At 60.6% G+C, this 16,375-nt stretch carries 20 protein-coding genes and 1 pseudogene; 17 read left to right on the top strand and 4 right to left on the bottom strand.

Annotation, left to right across the window (positions count from 1 at the left end; translation table 11 throughout):
* Positions 1–161 precede the first annotated feature (161 nt).
* The 6 genes from WGT02_RS20025 (at position 162) to WGT02_RS20000 (ending at position 4,284) form a co-directional block, all read left to right on the top strand.
* Positions 162–1,049 (top strand): peptidylprolyl isomerase, encoded by an 888-nt coding sequence (locus WGT02_RS20025; RefSeq protein ID WP_208249604.1) that lies wholly within the window; start codon positions 162–164, stop codon positions 1,047–1,049.
* Between the two features lie 117 nt (positions 1,050–1,166).
* Positions 1,167–2,408 carry a bifunctional glutamate N-acetyltransferase/amino-acid acetyltransferase ArgJ gene (gene argJ / locus WGT02_RS20020; RefSeq protein WP_024317021.1) on the top strand — a complete coding sequence of 414 codons (1,242 nt, stop codon included), beginning with the start codon at positions 1,167–1,169 and terminating at the stop codon, positions 2,406–2,408.
* Positions 2,377–3,198, top strand: coding sequence for an N-acetyltransferase (locus tag WGT02_RS20015; protein WP_029710262.1), 822 nt, complete (start codon positions 2,377–2,379; stop codon positions 3,196–3,198). Before argJ ends, WGT02_RS20015 begins: the two co-directional genes overlap by 32 nt.
* Positions 3,195–3,608, top strand: a complete 414-nt coding sequence (mutT, locus tag WGT02_RS20010; RefSeq protein ID WP_024317023.1) for an 8-oxo-dGTP diphosphatase MutT — start codon at positions 3,195–3,197, stop codon at positions 3,606–3,608. Before WGT02_RS20015 ends, mutT begins: the two co-directional genes overlap by 4 nt.
* A gap of 123 nt (positions 3,609–3,731) precedes the next feature.
* On the top strand, positions 3,732–4,049 hold the full coding sequence (locus tag WGT02_RS20005; protein WP_024317024.1) for a hypothetical protein: 318 nt from the start codon (positions 3,732–3,734) through the stop codon (positions 4,047–4,049).
* A 64-nt stretch (positions 4,050–4,113) separates the two neighbouring features.
* On the top strand, positions 4,114–4,284 hold the full coding sequence (locus tag WGT02_RS20000; RefSeq protein WP_024317025.1) for a Flp family type IVb pilin: 171 nt from the start codon (positions 4,114–4,116) through the stop codon (positions 4,282–4,284).
* 13 nt (positions 4,285–4,297) lie between these two features.
* Here WGT02_RS20000 and WGT02_RS19995 read toward each other — a convergent pair whose 3' ends face one another.
* The gene (locus WGT02_RS19995; protein ID WP_024317026.1) at positions 4,298–5,182 is read right to left on the bottom strand and encodes a methyltransferase domain-containing protein; all 885 of its coding nucleotides are present in this window, start codon (positions 5,180–5,182) and stop codon (positions 4,298–4,300) included.
* Positions 5,183–5,272: 90 nt separating this feature from the next.
* Here WGT02_RS19995 and WGT02_RS19990 point away from each other — a divergent pair.
* The 4 genes and pseudogenes from WGT02_RS19990 to WGT02_RS19975 form a co-directional block, all read left to right on the top strand.
* A pseudogene (locus tag WGT02_RS19990) lies at positions 5,273–5,554 on the top strand (ComF family protein); the annotation flags it as partial.
* Between the two features lie 33 nt (positions 5,555–5,587).
* Positions 5,588–5,845 (top strand): glutaredoxin 3, encoded by a 258-nt coding sequence (grxC, locus tag WGT02_RS19985; RefSeq protein ID WP_072380883.1) that lies wholly within the window; start codon positions 5,588–5,590, stop codon positions 5,843–5,845.
* 9 nt (positions 5,846–5,854) lie between these two features.
* Positions 5,855–6,712, top strand: coding sequence for a carbon-nitrogen hydrolase family protein (locus WGT02_RS19980; RefSeq protein ID WP_024317028.1), 858 nt, complete (start codon positions 5,855–5,857; stop codon positions 6,710–6,712).
* Positions 6,709–7,137 (top strand): DUF1178 family protein, encoded by a 429-nt coding sequence (locus WGT02_RS19975; RefSeq protein ID WP_024317029.1) that lies wholly within the window; start codon positions 6,709–6,711, stop codon positions 7,135–7,137. Before WGT02_RS19980 ends, WGT02_RS19975 begins: the two co-directional genes overlap by 4 nt.
* Position 7,138: 1 nt before the next feature.
* Here the strand turns inward: WGT02_RS19975 and WGT02_RS19970 are convergent, their stop codons facing one another.
* Entirely contained in the window at positions 7,139–7,894 is a 756-nt protein-coding gene (locus WGT02_RS19970; RefSeq protein ID WP_024317030.1) for an SDR family NAD(P)-dependent oxidoreductase, read from the bottom strand.
* Between the two features lie 344 nt (positions 7,895–8,238).
* On the opposite strand from WGT02_RS19970, the gene WGT02_RS19965 reads away from it, so the two are divergent.
* The 6 genes from WGT02_RS19965 (at position 8,239) to WGT02_RS19940 (ending at position 12,172) form a co-directional block, all read left to right on the top strand.
* Positions 8,239–8,820: a L,D-transpeptidase gene (locus WGT02_RS19965; protein WP_024317031.1), complete on the top strand. Its 582-nt coding sequence runs from the start codon at positions 8,239–8,241 to the stop codon at positions 8,818–8,820.
* 169 nt (positions 8,821–8,989) lie between these two features.
* The gene (locus WGT02_RS19960) at positions 8,990–9,118 is read left to right on the top strand and encodes an ABC transporter (RefSeq protein WP_081934870.1); all 129 of its coding nucleotides are present in this window, start codon (positions 8,990–8,992) and stop codon (positions 9,116–9,118) included.
* 151 nt (positions 9,119–9,269) lie between these two features.
* A complete protein-coding gene (locus WGT02_RS19955; protein WP_024317032.1) occupies positions 9,270–9,848 on the top strand; it encodes a hypothetical protein in 579 nt (192 codons plus the stop codon).
* 65 nt (positions 9,849–9,913) lie between these two features.
* A complete protein-coding gene (locus WGT02_RS19950) occupies positions 9,914–10,501 on the top strand; it encodes a protein-S-isoprenylcysteine O-methyltransferase (RefSeq protein WP_208249606.1) in 588 nt (195 codons plus the stop codon).
* A gap of 10 nt (positions 10,502–10,511) precedes the next feature.
* The gene (locus WGT02_RS19945; RefSeq protein WP_024317034.1) at positions 10,512–11,297 is read left to right on the top strand and encodes a hypothetical protein; all 786 of its coding nucleotides are present in this window, start codon (positions 10,512–10,514) and stop codon (positions 11,295–11,297) included.
* Entirely contained in the window at positions 11,294–12,172 is an 879-nt protein-coding gene (locus tag WGT02_RS19940; RefSeq protein ID WP_024317035.1) for an SDR family NAD(P)-dependent oxidoreductase, read from the top strand. Before WGT02_RS19945 ends, WGT02_RS19940 begins: the two co-directional genes overlap by 4 nt.
* A gap of 16 nt (positions 12,173–12,188) precedes the next feature.
* Here WGT02_RS19940 and ubiG read toward each other — a convergent pair whose 3' ends face one another.
* Positions 12,189–12,935 (bottom strand): bifunctional 2-polyprenyl-6-hydroxyphenol methylase/3-demethylubiquinol 3-O-methyltransferase UbiG, encoded by a 747-nt coding sequence (ubiG, locus tag WGT02_RS19935; protein WP_024317036.1) that lies wholly within the window; start codon positions 12,933–12,935, stop codon positions 12,189–12,191.
* A 190-nt stretch (positions 12,936–13,125) separates the two neighbouring features.
* Here ubiG and WGT02_RS19930 point away from each other — a divergent pair, with 190 nt between their 5' ends.
* Positions 13,126–14,106, top strand: a complete 981-nt coding sequence (locus WGT02_RS19930) for a FecR domain-containing protein (RefSeq protein WP_208249608.1) — start codon at positions 13,126–13,128, stop codon at positions 14,104–14,106.
* Here WGT02_RS19930 and WGT02_RS19925 read toward each other — a convergent pair.
* On the bottom strand, positions 14,103–16,310 hold the full coding sequence (locus WGT02_RS19925) for a CHASE2 domain-containing protein (protein WP_024317038.1): 2,208 nt from the start codon (positions 16,308–16,310) through the stop codon (positions 14,103–14,105). The genes WGT02_RS19930 and WGT02_RS19925 overlap by 4 nt on opposite strands.
* Positions 16,311–16,375: the final 65 nt, after the last annotated feature.

Here is a 16,375-nt window from a genome sequence, read left to right as displayed (position 1 = left end):
GAAACTTTTCTGGACGCGAGGTTGCGTGACAGATAAGAGGGGGGTCGAATGATGTCAACGGATTTGGCTGATATAGAAAGGCCACATTCCGGTGTTGATGGCTGTTTCAGGCTGGATTCACGACGTTGAAGCCGGTGGGTTTAACTGTGAAGGGTTATTTGATGTTGAACTACAACAAAATCGCTGTGATGGCGTTCGCAACCTTCGTTGCGTTTCAGGCGCCGGTCTATGCGGAAGACAAGCCGGATGCCGTCGTTGCCAAGGTCGGCGATGTCGAGATTCATCAGTCTGATCTCGATCTGGCCGTCGCCAATCTCGACCCGCAGCTCGCGCAGCTGCCGGAGGGGCAGAAGAAGGTCGCCGCCCTGTCCGCCGCCATTGACGTCAAGCTGCTAGCGCAGGACGCGATTGCCGAAAAGCTCGACCAGACCGCCGAATTCAAGAAGCGCGTGCAGTATCTCGCTGATCGCGAACTGCACAATGCTTATTTCAAGAAGCATGTCGTCGATACGGTCACCGATGAGGAAGTCAAGGCGCGCTACGACAAGGAAGTCGCAGCCCTGCCGAAGCAGGAAGAAGTGCACGCCCGCCATATCCTGGTGAAGACCGAGGACGAGGCCAAGGACGTCATCAAGCAGCTCGACGCCGGCAAGAACTTCGCGGACTTGGCGAAGGAAAAGTCCACCGATCCGAACAAGGCCGATGGCGGCGATCTCGGCTATTTCACCAAGGGCCGCATGGTCAAGGAATTCGAAGAGGCTGCCTTCGCACTTGAGAAGGGCACCTACACCAAGACCCCTATAAAGACGGATTTCGGTTACCACGTGATCCTGGTCGAGGATAAGCGCGACGCTCCTCCGCCGGCCTTCGACCAGGTCAAGGACCAGGTTCGCCAGCTCGTCATGCGTGACAAGTATCTCGCGCTTCTTGCTGCCGCCAAGGAAAAGTCCAAGGTCGAGATCACCGACGAGGCGCTGCGCAAGGGCTACGAGGATGCCAACAAGCAGCCGCAGCCGGGCGATGAGCCCCCCGCGCAGCCGCAGCAGTAATCTAGAATGCAGGGCCCGGTTCTTCCGGGCCCTTCACTATAATCGTTGTCGTATTTCCGCAGGGCAAGCCGGCTTATACTTCGCCCGGAAATCCTTCCAGCCACCAGGTCGATCGCCATGTCCGGTTCCATCTCTCCGCTCGCTCCGCAATCCTATGCCTCCATGCCGGCGCTGCGCGGTGTGCGCATGGCCACCGCTTCAGCGGGCATCAAGTACAAGAACCGCACCGACGTGCTGATGATGGTGTTCGACAAGCCGGCCGCAGTCGCCGGCGTCTTTACCCGCTCGAAGTGCCCGTCGGCACCCGTCGACTTCTGCCGCGCAAACCTGCCGCATGGCGCCGCACGCGCCGTTGTCGTCAATTCCGGCAATGCCAATGCATTCACCGGCCTGAAGGGCCGCCAGGCGACGGCCCTGACGGCAAAGTCCGCTGCTAGCGCTGTGGGCTGCGGCGAGAACGAAGTTTACCTCGCTTCCACCGGCGTCATCGGCGAACCGCTGGACGCAACGAAATTCTCTGGCGTTCTTGAGCAGATGCACAAGGATGCGACCGGCGACTTCTGGTTCGAGGCAGCCAAGGCGATCATGACGACCGACACCTATCCGAAGGTTGCGACCCGCAGCGCGGAGATCGGCGGCGTGAAGGTGGCGGTCAACGGCATCGCCAAGGGCGCCGGCATGATTGCGCCTGATATGGCGACGATGCTCTCGTTCGTCGTCACCGACGCGGATATCGCGCCGGCTGCGCTGCAGTCGCTCCTGTCCGCGGGCGTCGATCCGACCTTCAATTCGATGACGGTCGACAGCGACACCTCGACTTCCGACACGCTGATGCTGTTTGCTACGGGCGCGGCCGCCGAAGACGGCCAGACCCGTATTGAGAGCGCCGACGACGCGCGCCTTGCCTCCTTCCGTGCTGCCCTTAACGATCTTCTCAAGGATCTTGCGCTGCAGGTTGTGCGCGACGGCGAAGGCGCAACCAAGATGCTCGAGATCACCGTGACAGGTGCCGAAAGCGACGCCGCGGCCAAGAAGATCGCGCTCTCGATCGCCAATTCGCCGCTCGTTAAGACTGCCGCCGCCGGCGAGGATGCCAACTGGGGCCGCATCGTCATGGCCGTCGGAAAATCGGGTGAAATGGCCGATCGCGACCGGCTGGCGATCTGGTTCGGCGATGTGCGTGTTGCTGTCAACGGCGAACGCGACGCCGGCTATTCCGAGGACGCTGCGACCAACGTGATGAGAAAGCAGGATATTCCTGTGAAGGTGGACATTGGTCTCGGAAACGGCACCGCTACGGTCTGGACGTGCGACCTTACAAAGGAGTATGTCGCCATCAACGGTGACTACCGGAGCTGACCTTTCATTGACTGAAACATTTCCCAACAATGCGAATCTGCCGCTCGTGCGCAGGCTGGAGGCCGTCGGCTTCCGAGCCTGGCCGGCCTCGTCCGTGCAGTATGACGGCAGTTGGCAGGTACGACTGACCGCGGGTCACCCGTCCAACCGGCTGAACTCGATCGTGCCGCTCGATCCCTCGGACCACCGCGATGTCGAGATTCGCCTTGCCAAGGCAAGCCGCAAGTTCGAAGCCTATGGCCGCCCGGCGGTCCTGCGTCAGACGCCGCTCGCCTCGCCGGTGTTGATCGATCTCATCCGGAAGCAGCAGTGGGCATCATTCGACGAGACGATCGTCATGACCTGCGATCTTGCCCATGCGGAGCTGCCGGATACGCTTGACCACCTGCCGACGCACGATATCGGCCGTTTCGTGGATGCCAACCTGGCAACCGACGGCGTGTCGTCCAAACTGAAGCCGGCACTCGCCGAGATCATCAATGCGATCAAGCCGCCATCGGGTCTCTTCATGATTGAGGACGCGCAGACCGGGCCGCTGGCGACCGTCCTTTGCGTTCAGGACAATGACCTCGCCGGCATCATGTCGCTTTCCGTCGCCAAGGAACGTCGTCGCGAAGGACTTGGCATCGAAATCCTGACCTCCGCCCTGCGCTGGGCCAGGATGCGCAGCGCCCGTTCCGCCTGGTTGCAGGTGAAGGCGACGAATGCTCCGGCTTTGGCGCTCTACGAACGGTTCGGCTTCCATGAGGCCTACCGCTATTCCTATTGGCGACTGGAGCCGTCGCGATGAGCGAGACAGCCCGAAGCATTCTGCTTGTTGCCGCTTGCGCCCTGATCGATTCCGACGGGCGCATTTTGCTGGCGCAGCGTCCCGAGGGAAAGTCGCTTGCCGGACTTTGGGAGTTTCCCGGCGGTAAGGTTGAGCCGGGCGAGACACCGGAGGAATCGCTGGTGCGAGAGCTTCATGAGGAGCTCGGGATCACGACGAAGGTCGCCTGTCTGGCGCCGCTGAGCTTCGCGAGCCACACCTACGAGAAGTTCCATCTTCTGATGCCGCTCTATGTCTGCCGGCGCTATGAGGGAATTGCGCACGGGAAAGAAGGGCAGGCGTTGAAATGGGTGAAGCCGCAGGCTCTGCGCGACTACCCGATGCCGCCTGCCGACGAGCCGCTCATTCCGATATTGCAGGATCTACTTTAGAAATGTCTGATTATTATCCGGCAAGCGTCCAATTTGGGTGTGGATATTAATCGATCGTTTAACACCTTCTGCCAAATATCGGCCTCAATCAAGCAACTGGCGTGTGTGTGGAAGGCTTGACGCATGGACGACGATTTCTGGAAAGCTGTGAGAGAGAAAGAACGGGCCTCGACCGCCTCGAGCAGAACGGGAGTGCTAAACATCGCGCTGCTGTTTGGCACGGCTGTTGTTGCCTTGACTTTGATCTTGACGCCGATGCTTGCCGACAAGTCCAAGTCGAGCGTCTTCGCGAGCGCACCGTCCGAATTCGATACGATTACGACGGGCTCGATTCCGAAGACCGAGAGCGGCAAGCGCTATACGATCCGCCGCAGCGTCCTTCAGGAGACGCCAGGTTCCGTTTGCGTGGTTCAGGGCTACGGAGGCGGGGTCGGCTGCTGACACTGGCGTTGCTGCAGCGGCAGCCGCAACGCTTGACGACTGTCGCTCTAGCGCCGAGGTGGGCATGCGAGTAGTAAGGGCATTTCTGGTGGACGGCCGTGGCGCAACCGCAATTGAATACGGCCTGATTGCGGCACTGGTCGCGGTCGGTATGATCGCTGGATTCGGAGCGCTGAGTGGCAACCTCGCCAACGTGCTTCTCGGCATCAGCAACAATATGGCCGTACCAAACTAAAAGAAGCGGACACCTACTGCTTCAGCTTGTGTTCCTCGACCTTCAGCGCATCCGCGAGCCTGACCTTCGCCGATCCCGGGCGAAGAGGTTTTTGCTGGCTTTCGTGCGGTGCCCATCCCGAGACATAGATGATCGAGAAGGTTGCTCTGATCCGGCCGTCCGGATCGGCATAGCGTTCGGCGTAGATTTCAGCCGCCCGTAGGAAGAAGGCGCGTGTCAGAGGCTTGCGGCTGCGTGCGACGAGCGGGTTGGTCATGCCCATTGCCCGCAAGTCCTTCATTAGCGGAAAGATGGAGTCGTAGCGCACCGTATAGGTTTCGGCGTCGATTACGGGCAGGGCGAAGCCAGCGCGCTGCATTAGGCCACCGACATCGCGCACGTCGGCGAAAGGGATGACTCGTGGACTCGCGCCCCCGGTCATCTCGATTTCTGTCGCTAGCAGCACTTCCCGCAACTCCTGCAACGTGCCTGCCCCAGGAATCGCGGCAAGAAAGAGCCCATCTGGCTTGAGGGCGCGGCGGATCTGGATGAAAACGCCGGGCGTATCGTTGGTCAGGTGGAGGTTGAGCGGCGCCAACACGAGGTTGGCGGACTGCGGCTCCAGGGGAACCTCTTCCAGCGCGGCCTCGATAAAGGCCTCCTCCGCCTTCGTATAAGCTCGTTCGCTCTCGACCCGCGTCAGTCGTCCGATCTTGCCGGTCGTGATCGCCGCGTGGGCCGCCGCGCCCGTAGTACCGTGCAGTTCGACTGCGTGCTCGAAGGTCCGTTCGACCACGCCGAGGCGCTCGCCGAGTTCTTCTGCGGCGATATCGAGGAGGAAGGTCGCCTTCGGGTCGTGGTTGAGAAGCGCGCGATGTCGGTTTGTCGCGATCCGAGCCTGGTCGAAGATGATATCCATGGTGCGTTGCATAGTCCCGCCGGAGCGCCGCCGCAAGGCGATTTTCCTCAGAGGCGAAACGCGCTAATCTTTCCCGACGAGGCCGAGGGGGCGCAGCAATCCGGAAAGGCGCTTCTGCCTGCAACGCTGCTGCATCAAGCGCACCCGCCCGCAGGTGGAGCTCGGCGCAAAGGCGCGCGAGGAGAATGTTCGCGGTGTTTTCGCCATCGGCAAGGAGCGGGATAACGACGTCTTTGGCAAGCGGCTTGTCCTCGTCGACGATGTCTACACAACCGGTGCCACGGTTGCTGCGGCAGCCAGGGTGCTTCGCAAAGCGGGGCGCAGGACATCACGGTTTTGACCTTTGCAAGGGCTCTTTCAGAAACTATATGACGAAAAGATAACTTGAATTTGTCTGGAGTTCTCATGGCACCCGTCACCATCTACACGCGCCAAGCCTGCGGTTATTGCGTGCGCGCCAAGTCGCTGCTGTCCGAAAAGGGCGTCGAATTCGTCGAGCACGATGCGACCTTTGTTCCTGAGCTTCGCCAGGAGATGATCGGCAAGTCGAACGGCCGAACGACGTTCCCCCAGATCTTCATCGGCGAGCAGCATGTCGGCGGATGCGATGATCTCTATGCGCTCGATCGGGCCGGCGAGCTCGATCCTCTGCTTGCCGTGTAAGGAAGAGCGATGACGTTTAGAGCTGCCGTCATCCAGATGTGTTCCGGCGTCGATCCCGAGAGGAACGCGGCCGCAATGGCACGCCTGGTTCGCGAGGCTGCGGGAAAGGGCGCGACCTATGTCCAGACTCCCGAAATGACCGGCATGCTGCAGCGCGATCGGGCGGCTGCCAAGGCGCTGCTGCGCGATGAGGCCAACGATGTCATCGTTCGTACTGGTTCGGAGCTGGCGCGGGATCTGGGCATCTTCATGCACGTGGGGTCGACCGCAATCGCGCTGAATGACGGTAAGCTCGCCAATCGTGGCTATCTCTTCGGTCCCGACGGCAAGATCCTCAATCGCTACGACAAGATCCACATGTTCGATGTCGATCTCGACAATGGCGAGAGCTGGCGTGAAAGCGCGGCTTACCGTCCAGGATCAGAGGCGCGCGTATTGTCGCTTCCCTTTGCTGAAGTGGGCTTTGCCATCTGTTATGATGTTCGCTTCCCTGCACTTTTCCGCGCCCAGGCTGTGGCAGGGGCCGAAGTGATGACAGTGCCGGCTGCCTTCACGAAGCAGACCGGCGAAGCACATTGGGAAATCCTGCTGCGGGCGCGCGCAATCGAGAACGGCGTTTTTGTGATCGCCGCTGCCCAGGCCGGCCGTCACGAGGACGGGCGTGAGACGTTCGGACATTCGATGATCATCGATCCGTGGGGCCGTGTGCTGGCTTCGGCCGGCCCGACTGACGAAGCCGTCATCCTCGCCGAGATTGATCCCGCAGCCGTCAAGGCCGCCCATGACAAGATTCCGAACCTGAAAAACGGTCGTGATTTCTCAATCGAGAGGGTTGCAGGGGCAGTCGCAGGAGGCGTGGCCGCTTGATCCGTTATTCGCTGCATTGTGAAAATGCCCACGAATTCGAAGGCTGGTTTTCTGAAAGTGCCGACTTCGATCGCCAGGTCGCATCAGGCTTTTTAGTTTGTCCCGTCTGCAATTCCGCGTCCGTCTCCAAGCTTCTGATGGCGCCTTCCGTTTCAACCGCGCGCAGGAAGGATGAGATGCAGACGCTCGCGATGGATACGATGCGTCGGGAGGCGTTCCAGAAGCTGAAAGGGGCCGTCGCGGCGATCAAGGCCAATTCCCAGGATGTCGGAACGCGGTTTCCCGAGGAAGCGCGCAAGATCCACTACGGCGAGAGCGACGCCCGCGGGATCATCGGGCAGACCACGGCCGATGAGGCACAGGCGCTTCTGGACGAAGGCATCGAGATTGCCGCCCTACCTGTTCTGCCCGACGATGTGAATTAAGCTAATGCGCGCTATAGGCTCCATCGACGAGATGGTAGCTGCCGGTGATGAAGCTCGCCTGCTCGGACAATAGGAAGCAGGCGAGTGCTGCCACTTCCTCCGGCGTGCCGCGCCTACCCATCGGCTGCAGCGCCTCCATGCGTCGGCTGCTTGCAATATCGCGATGCTCTGACGAAAGCGGCGTTTCGATCCAGCCAGGCCCAACCGCATTGATGCGGATGCCGAAGCGCGCATATTCGATTGCGGCCGCTTTTGTCAGTCCCACGACGCCGTGCTTGGCCGCCGTATAGGCGCATGCAATCGGCAAGGCGACGACGCCGAGAACGGAGGACATGTTGACGATCGCACCGCCGCCGCCAGCCAGCATCGCCCCGATCTCGTATTTCATGCAGTAGAAAACGCTATTGAGGTTGACGTCCAGCAGCTTGTGCCAGTTGTCGAGCGGGTAGTCTCCGGTTGCCTTGCGCACGCCGTCGACGCCGGCATTGTTGACGGCGAGATGCAGACCACCGCACGTCTCAACGACCGTTCCAATCAGCTTCTCCACCGCCGCCGCATCGGTAACGTCGACGGCAAAATGGTGCGATAGGCCTCCCTGCGCGCGAATTTCATCGGCAACCCGCTCGGCTGCGTCGGCATTGATATCTGCGACGACAACCTGCGCACCCTCCTCAGCCAATCGGCGGGAGATGGCCGCGCCGATGCCGGAACCGGCGCCGGTGACAATCGCTACTTTTCCTTCGAAACCAAGATTCATCGTTTCTTGCTATCGCTCCCTGCGACCAGGCAACTGCAAACGTGAGCAGCTGCAGCCTCCTCGAAATTCCTGTGATGCGCGCTGGCGCCAGCGCGCGAAACCGTTCCAACCTAGCTTTGCGGGGCTTGTTCCCGCAAGAGGCGCCGTCCAAAGCGATGCCGTTATGAAGGACTTATACAACGATAGGATGGTTTCTGTACGGAAAGGACGGGTTGGCCTGCCGATCAACGCCCCGCATATGCTGTTTGTGGAGGGTTTGGATTCTCTGTGGCGTTGAGGCTTGGCCTGAAAACAACGGAATGCTAAAGGAAGGAAATAGGGCTCAGCAATCTTAGCAGGTAACAATGGATAACGACCATATTTCGCGCCGTGGCCTTGTCTTGGGCTTCGTCGCCTTGACGGCCTCTGGATGCACCACAGCGAGTTGGCCGATAGGGAATCCTTTTTCGTCGACGCGTGTCAGTTCCCGCTACCGGCGGCGGGAGGTTGCATACTCGGGCAGTGAGCCGCCAGGCAGCCTCGTCGTCAACACTTACGAGCGCTATCTCTATTTCATCGAGGCTGATGGCCAGGCGACACGCTATGGTGTTGCTGTCGGCGAGGAAGGTCTCACGCTGAAGGGAGGCGCTGTTATTGGCCGGAAAGCCGAGTGGCCGTCGTGGACGCCAACAGCGAGCATGATCGAGCGCAAGCCGCGTCTGGCGCAGTACGCGGGCGGTGTTCCCGGAGGCGAAAACAATCCTCTCGGTGCGGCTGCGCTTTATCTCTACCGCGGCGGGCAAGATACCTATTTCCGTATCCATGGAACAAACGAACCGTGGCTGATCGGGCAGGCGGTGTCGAATGGTTGCATCCGCATGACCAATGAAGACATCATTCATCTCTATGGCCGCGCCCCCATTGGGACCAGCGTTTTGGTCATATGATACTTACATTTTGTATCGATATTGCCACCGTCTGTTAGCATTGCGCGGCGCTTGCGTGACGCGGCGGCGCAGTGTGGCCTTTCTGCACTTGGCTTGTGGCTATTTTACCGCTATTAGTAGAATCGTTGCCTTCGATAACCTATTCCATGCTAACGGAGAGGACTACTTGATGAGCAGAATCCTAATCATGTGCCTTGTTGCGTTGTTTTCCGTTTCGAGCCTTAGCGCTTGCGGAGCAGTCGGTAAAGGCAAGGGCAAAGCCCCGCCGCCAGTAGAGGCCGCCCCAATTACCAAGTAACATCTGACTTTGAATAAGGGGGAGGGACTTGTGTGGCCCCTCCCCCAAATCGTTGTCGGAGCCAGGCCACCTACGCGCAGATGCGCAACTCTAGGCTGGCATCTTTGCGTGAGTGTCTGTGCTCATTCGATCTTGGAGATGACGCGTAGTTATGACGCTTGCAAAAGGCCATCTATCTCTTCTCGTTTTCTTCGCTCTCGCGCTCACTTCCTGCCAATCGGACGACAAGCCACCGCAACCGAGGTTCATCTCGGACGCCAATGGCGCACAAGTCAGTAAAGCTGGCCAGCGCGAAGGCCAGTATTTCATCGAATTCCGTTCACGCTATGCGCTGACCTATGGCCATACCTATGCGGTTTTCGGGCGCCTGAACAATGCCGGCGGGATGATCAATCCGCAGGTCGCCGGGCTTGCGCCCGCTTCTCCTGACGCCGCGCCCTACGTTCTCGGGCACTTCATTCCCGTTCCTGCGACAACCGGGGCGACAGACGGAGACCTTGAGGAAGCCTATCGTTCGGCAAGCTGGCGCATCCTGCTCACCCAGGCCGAGTACAATAAAACTGTCGCCTTCATTCGCCAGCTACAGGCAAAATCGAAGTTGTGGCAGGCCACGGTCGACAATTGCAACAATTTCGTCGGCGAGATCGCACGTTCCATGGGATACAAGACGCCCAGCATCTGGCTTCGTCCGCAAGAGTTCATTACAAAGCTTCGAGAGATGAATACGTGAGTGCGGAGCGAGCCCGTCGGGTCCATCGCTTCTGCATGATCGACGAAGGGTTCCGGTGATCTGAATTGAGCGTTGCTCTCATTGGCAAAATTGTGTGGGTGCTTGGCATCATTGCCTGGTACGCAATTCGCTATCCTTCGGAACGTCGCGCGAGGCGAACAAGGGTGGTCAGCGACCGTCGCTCGGGAGTAGAAGCGGCAGGTCTTTCCGTCGCCCTCTTGGGACTTGCCTTTATTCCCGGCTTCTATATCGCGACGGGGATGCCGGCGGCTGCCGACTATACGGCGCATTCGTGGGCGGTGATCCTCGGCGCAATATTGTTTTGCGCGGCCATGTGGGTCTTCCGCAGGACGCACAAGGCGCTCGGCCGCAACTGGTCGATCACCCTGCAGATTCGCGAGAAGCACGAGCTGATTTCCCACGGCCCCTACGCACTCGTCCGCCACCCCATGTATACGTCCTTTCTGCTCATGGCACTCGGTCAGGCGTTTCTGCTGGCAAACTGGGTGGTGGGGCTGGCTGGCGTGATCGGCTTCGCAATTCTCTTCTTTTTGCGGGTGGACAAGGAGGAGCGCATGATGCTGGAGATTTTCGGCTCTGAGTACCGCGCCTACATGGACCGGACGAAGCGAATTATCCCCTACATCTACTAGAGGACGCATGATGCGGGGACGCGCCATCAAGCTTTCGCCATCACGACGTCTTGTCGGAGACCTCATGAGGTTCTCGATCGGCGTGCCGCGCGTCACGGTGCAGCGGCAGATGAATCTTGCGCCGCTGCAACAAGCGAGGATGGCGCAAGAGAGCAAGACGTCCTGGACCGTGTTGTTCCTGAAGGGTTATGCGCTCCTCAGCCAGGACGTGCCGGAACTGCGGCGCGCCTATATCAAATTACCCCGGCCGCAGCTCTACGAGTATCCGGTCAGTATCGCCTCCGTTGCCCATGAGCGCGAGCATGAGGGCGAGCGGATCGTCCTGCTGAGCACGATCAAGGATCCGGAGCATCGGCCGATTGCGGAGATCGAGGAGTTGTTTCTTGCAGCCAGATCAAAGCCGATTCACGAGATCAAGCAGTTCCGCAGGGCACTGAAATTTGCGCGCGCGCCCAGTCCGATCCGCTGGCTCCTGATGTGGCTCGGGCTGAACCTCGGACGGCAGCGCGGGCGGCGCTTCGGCACATTCCAGCTGTCGGTGTATTCGGGCCTGGGAGCAGAATCGTTGAACCCCCTGACGCCGCTGACCACTATTTTCAATTATGGCTCGATTTCCGAAGACGGAACTGTCACCGTCCGCATCCACTATGACCATCGGGTGATGGATGGCGCCAATGTCGCCCGCGCCCTGGTTCGCTTCGAGAGCATCCTGAACGGGGCGATCGCCGATGAAGTCAAAGGCATGGCGTCAAGTGATGCGATCCCGGGCGAGGCGGTGTCGGGGACGGCGTCATGACCGACGAACAGCGTGAAATATGGCGCCCCGCCGTCGTCGTGGTCGGGGCGTCGCGCGGCATTGGCCGGGCAATTGCCAAGGTGGCGGCCCGAGAAGGTGCGACCGTCGTCCTCGTTGCGCGATCATTGGACGGATTGGCTGCTGCTGCAAACGATGTGAAAACGGCCGGTGGTCAAGCATTCACCCTGTCGCTCGACCTTCTTGCAAGCGACGCCTCGACGCGACTGCAGGACTTCCTTACGGCCAACGGCTTGGCCTGCGACGTTCTGGTCAACAGCGCCGGCTATGGTTTGCGCGGTCCGGCGACAACGCTTCCGATCGCCGACCAGCTCGGCATGGTCGACCTCAACATCCGCGCCCTGACGGATATGACGTTGCATTTCCTGCCGGGAATGGTGGCACGCGGACGGGGCGGGGTTCTCAATCTCGGCTCCATCGCCGGTTTCACGCCCGGTCCGAACATGGCGCTGTACTATGCCAGCAAGGCGTTCGTCCGCTCCTTCTCGGAGGCCCTTCATCAGGAAGTCAGATCGACCGGCGTGACGGTTACCTGCGTTGCGCCCGGGCCGGTGTCGACAGAATTTCTCGAGCGGTCAGGTGCGGGCCGGGCTGCACTGTTCAAGATCCTGCCAAAGCTCAGCTCGGACTATGTGGCCGAGCGTTCTTGGCGCGGTTTCAAATCCGGCCGTCGCCTGGTCGTGCCGGGCTTTTCGGCGAAGCTGGTGGCCTTCGTGGCATCGGCGCTGCCATCGGCGGTGAAGGTGCCTTTGATCGGTCGCTTGCAACGGCGCAGTCGCGACCTGTGTCCTTGCGGCTCGGGCAAGCCTTTCAAGGAGTGCTGCGGCTCGCGGCAGACGCGTCGAGGGGTCGCCTGATCCCCCGCGAATGCGATTAGCCAGTGCGTTTTGCCAGCATCATGTAGTTCACGTCCATGTCCTTCGACAGATTCCACTGGTTTGACAGCGGATTGAAGACCACGCCTGTGCGATCGACAATCGAGAGGCCGTTTTCCGTAACGGGCTTTTCGATCTCTTCGGGGCGGACGAGCTTCTCATACTGATGAGTGCCGCGCGGCAGCCACCGCAGGATATTCTCCGCGGCAAAGATGGCGAGTGCGGCGGCTTTCATGGTCCGATTGATCGTTGCGACGAACATCAACCCGCCAGGACGCACCATCCTGGCGCAGGTGCCCAGGAAAAAATCGACGTCGGCGACGTGCTCGACGACCTCCATGTTTAGAACGATGTCGAAGCTCTCGCCGGCCTCGGCGAGCTGCTCGGCCGTCATCGCACGGTAATCGACGGGAACGCCGGAGGCTTTCGCATGCGTCGAGGCGATTCCGATATTCTTCTCCGATGGATCCGCACCAACGACACTGGCACCCATGCGTGCAACCGGCTCTGACAGCAGACCGCCGCCACAGCCGATATCAAGCACGCGAAGACCTTCCAGCGGCCTTGCGCTGCGCACGTCCAGGCCGAAGTTTTCGGCTGCCTTGTCGCGGATATAGGCGAGCCGCACGGGATTGAATTTGTGCAGCGGTTTGAACTTGCCGGTGGGGCTCCACCATTCCGCCGCCATCGCCGAGAAGCGGTCCACCTCTTGCTGGTCGATCGTGCTTTTTGCCGCTTCGCTCATATTTCCGTTCCTCGCGTCCGTTCTGAGTGAAGTCGGACGAAGCTGTGAGGAAGTCAAGAGCTGGCCGCCGACGTGACCGCGCAAGCAACTCCCAGACGACGTGAAAAGTGGTCCTGCCTACACCAAGAGGATAGCAGACGCTAAAGTTAACAATATGCTAATATACTCGATGGATTGTTGAGGGTCGATCATGTCTCGCTTCTGTGGTGCCGTCGCTGCAGGCGTCATCTTTGCTTTGTTTAGTCCGATGCAGGCCTTTTCTGCAGAGCCGGTCGGACAAGCGACTTTGATCCGAACGGAGGTATCCGGTCGGACCGGCCCGCTGGTGGTGCGATCGCCCGTCCACAAAGACGAGCGTATCCGCACGTCATCGTCGGGTCTCGGACAGTTCATATTCAAAGACGGAACGAAGCTTGCTGTCGGCGCCGGATCGACGGTTGTGATTGACAAGTTCGTCTATTACGATTCCGCTTCCGTAAAGCGGCTCTCGATCAAGGCGGCGAAAGGCACGTTCCGGTGGATCAGCGGCAATTCGGCGTCGTCGGCCTATTCGATCGTAACCCCGGCCGGGACAATCGGCGTACGCGGCACGGCCTTCGATTTCTACGTCGGCCCCAATGGCACGACGGCCATCGTGTTGCTCAACGGTGCGGCGAGCTTCTGCGGGCCCGGTGGCTGCAGGCAGTTGCGGCAGCAGTGCGACTGCGTGATCGCAACCCGTGGCGGCAGAATGACCGATCCCAGCCAGGTCGACCGCCGTACGTTGCAGACACTTAGCAATCCACGAGCATTGCCGTTCCTTTCCGGGGATCAGCAGCTCTCAGGCGCGCTCGGCGGCATTCGCACCAGTTGCGGGCTGGCATCACTGCGCCAGGACCGCCAGGAACGACCGCAGCCACAACAACGGCAGGAGCGGCCGGCACCTCAGGCGCCCCAGCAAGCGCCTCAGGCGCCCCAGCAAGCGCCCCAGGCTTCCCAGCAGGCGCCGCAACAAGCGCCGGACACGCCGGATCCGCCCGACAGGCCCGATAAACCGGACAAGCCTGATCATCACCATCACGACTGGGATCACCATGGTAGAGACCACCATGACCGCGATCACCGCGGGCATGACGGAGACGATGACGACCGCGATCGCAACGGGCGTCATGGTCACCGGAGCGATAACTAAGGCTCAAGGTGAAGCTTGGTTTCGCGCGGCAAACCCGTTCGCATAGCGTCATCGTCATTGCCGGGATTGTCGCGGAAATGATCGGCTCGGCGCCCGAGGCGGCTGTAGAATTGGGGCAGGATCGCCGTTAGTTCCGCAGCCTTGAGCTTGGCGATGTTGAGCATCTTGCGGCTTTCGGCCGAATGAGTGCGGAGCGCGGCGACAAGCTCCGTGTGGATCCGCTGCATTTCGGCAAAGGCGCTGGAACCGCGAACCTGTTCACCGCCGACGACTGCGTAGAGCCGCGCCCTACTACTCTTGCCCTTCAGTCCGAGCAGGCCGGCGTCGAGGAGCGCGAAATGCGGCAGTTCGGCGGCCGTGCTCTCCGAGACGAGAATATCGAAGCCAACCTCCTTGCAGGCGGATTCGATCCTCGCCGCGACGTTGACGGCATCGCCAACGGCAGAATAGTTGAAGCGCGTCTCCGCCCCCATATTGCCGACACAGGCAAGGCCTGTGTGAATGCCGACGCCGATGCCGACCTGATAGTCCTGACCAAAGCCGAAGGCATCTGATGTGTTGAGTGAAGCGAGCGTCTCACGCATGGCAAGGGCGGCGCGGGCCGCCTTGGCAGGGTGATTTATCACATCCACCGGGGCGTTCCAGAACGCCATGATCGAGTCGCCGATAAACTTGTCGAGCGTGCCTTCATTGGCAGTCACGTGGCGGCTCAGCGCATCGAGCAGCGTGTTTAAGAAGCGGACGACCTCGGCTGGCTGCAGCCGTTCGCTGAGTTCGGTGAAACCGCGCACGTCGACGAACATCACCGTCAACTCTCGATCGTCGCCCCCGAGGCGCAGCGCATTGCGCGTGTGCTCGATCCGGTAGAGCAGCGAGGGTGAAAGATACTGCCCGAAGGCCCGGCGCACTTCGCGCCGCTCGCGGTCGATGACGAGGATGCGAAACGACGTGGCGGCGAAATGGATGATCGAGCCGGCAATGATCGGTGCCAGCGGATCCAAAAGCAGGCCCCAGGCCGAAAAGGCCAACCATGAGGCCGCAAGAGCAAGCGCCGTAATGCAGAGGCCACAGGCGAGCGCTACGGCCGGGCTGACGAAGGTGGTCAGCACAACCAGGATCGTGCCCAGCACGGCAATCGCAAGGATTTCCATTCCATCGGCCCAGTCGGGCCGGGAGAGATAATGACCGGTCAGGATCTGTTCGACGGTCTGGGCATGCATGGAAACACCAGGGACGTTCTGGCCGAGAGCCGTCGTCCGAATATCCTGCAGACCGGCCGAGGATGTCCCGACAAAGACGATGCTGCCTTCGATGGCAGCAGCGACCTGCGGATCGACGCCTTGCGGGGCTAGGATCTTGCCGGCGGAGATATAGCGCTCTGCAACATCAGGACTAGTATACAGCCACAGCTCGCCGCTTGCCGTCACCGGGACGACGAACTCGCCGATCTTGACCGATGTCAGCGTGTCGGGTGCTTCGGGGGCGGCTGCCAGCACATAGGTTGAGGCACCTTGGGCAACGCGCAGAGCCTCGATCGCCAGATTCGGATAGAGCTGCTCGCCATCCGTCAGAAAGAGCGGGACCTTGCGAACGACAGCGGAGGGATTGCCGGGATTGAGGCTGATATGGCCGAGACCTGTGGCATTGATCTGCAATTGCGGGCGTACCGGTGTCGCCGCGTCGATGCGGGGAGGGGCGTTGACTGGGTTTTCACCGGTAAAGGCAAAGCCCGCCTTGACCGGCGGTCGGTAGTTGCCTTCGGTCGTCAGGCCGAAGCCGAGCACCACGGGTCGTCCGGCGATCGCTTCGGCGAAAAGCTCGTCATTGTCAGGCAACCGGCTCAGCAACGTCGCGTCGACGCCGGCGACATCACGCATGACGGTGCGCGGCGAGAGACGGTCGGGTTCCGCAAACAGCACATCGAAAGCGATCGCTGCTGCTCCCAGATCCGATAACCGCTGTACGAGAAGCGCAAGCCGGTCGCGCGGCCACGGCCACTGGCCGAATTCCTTGAGTGAGGCCTCGTCGATGTCGACGATGCGGACCGGCGTCGGCTCGAAGGCGCGCGGGGCAATGCGCTGGTATTCGTCGAAGGTGATGTCGCGGATCTGCCGCAGGAGCGGCGGATCGCTTGCCCGCAGCACCGTGAAGGCCGCGACAATGGCGAGGCCAATGATAACGCCGATTTGCTGCGCACGCGTCATATGCAATCGGAGCCCTTGCGTCGGAAACGATGGACGCAGGTCGGTGGATCATGCCCGGCGTCTTC

Source organism: Rhizobium sp. T1470 (assembly GCF_042140505.1).
GTDB lineage: Bacteria > Pseudomonadota > Alphaproteobacteria > Rhizobiales > Rhizobiaceae > Rhizobium > Rhizobium favelukesii.
Note: the sequence above shows the minus strand (reverse complement) of the source record. Positions and strands in the feature narration are given on the sequence as shown.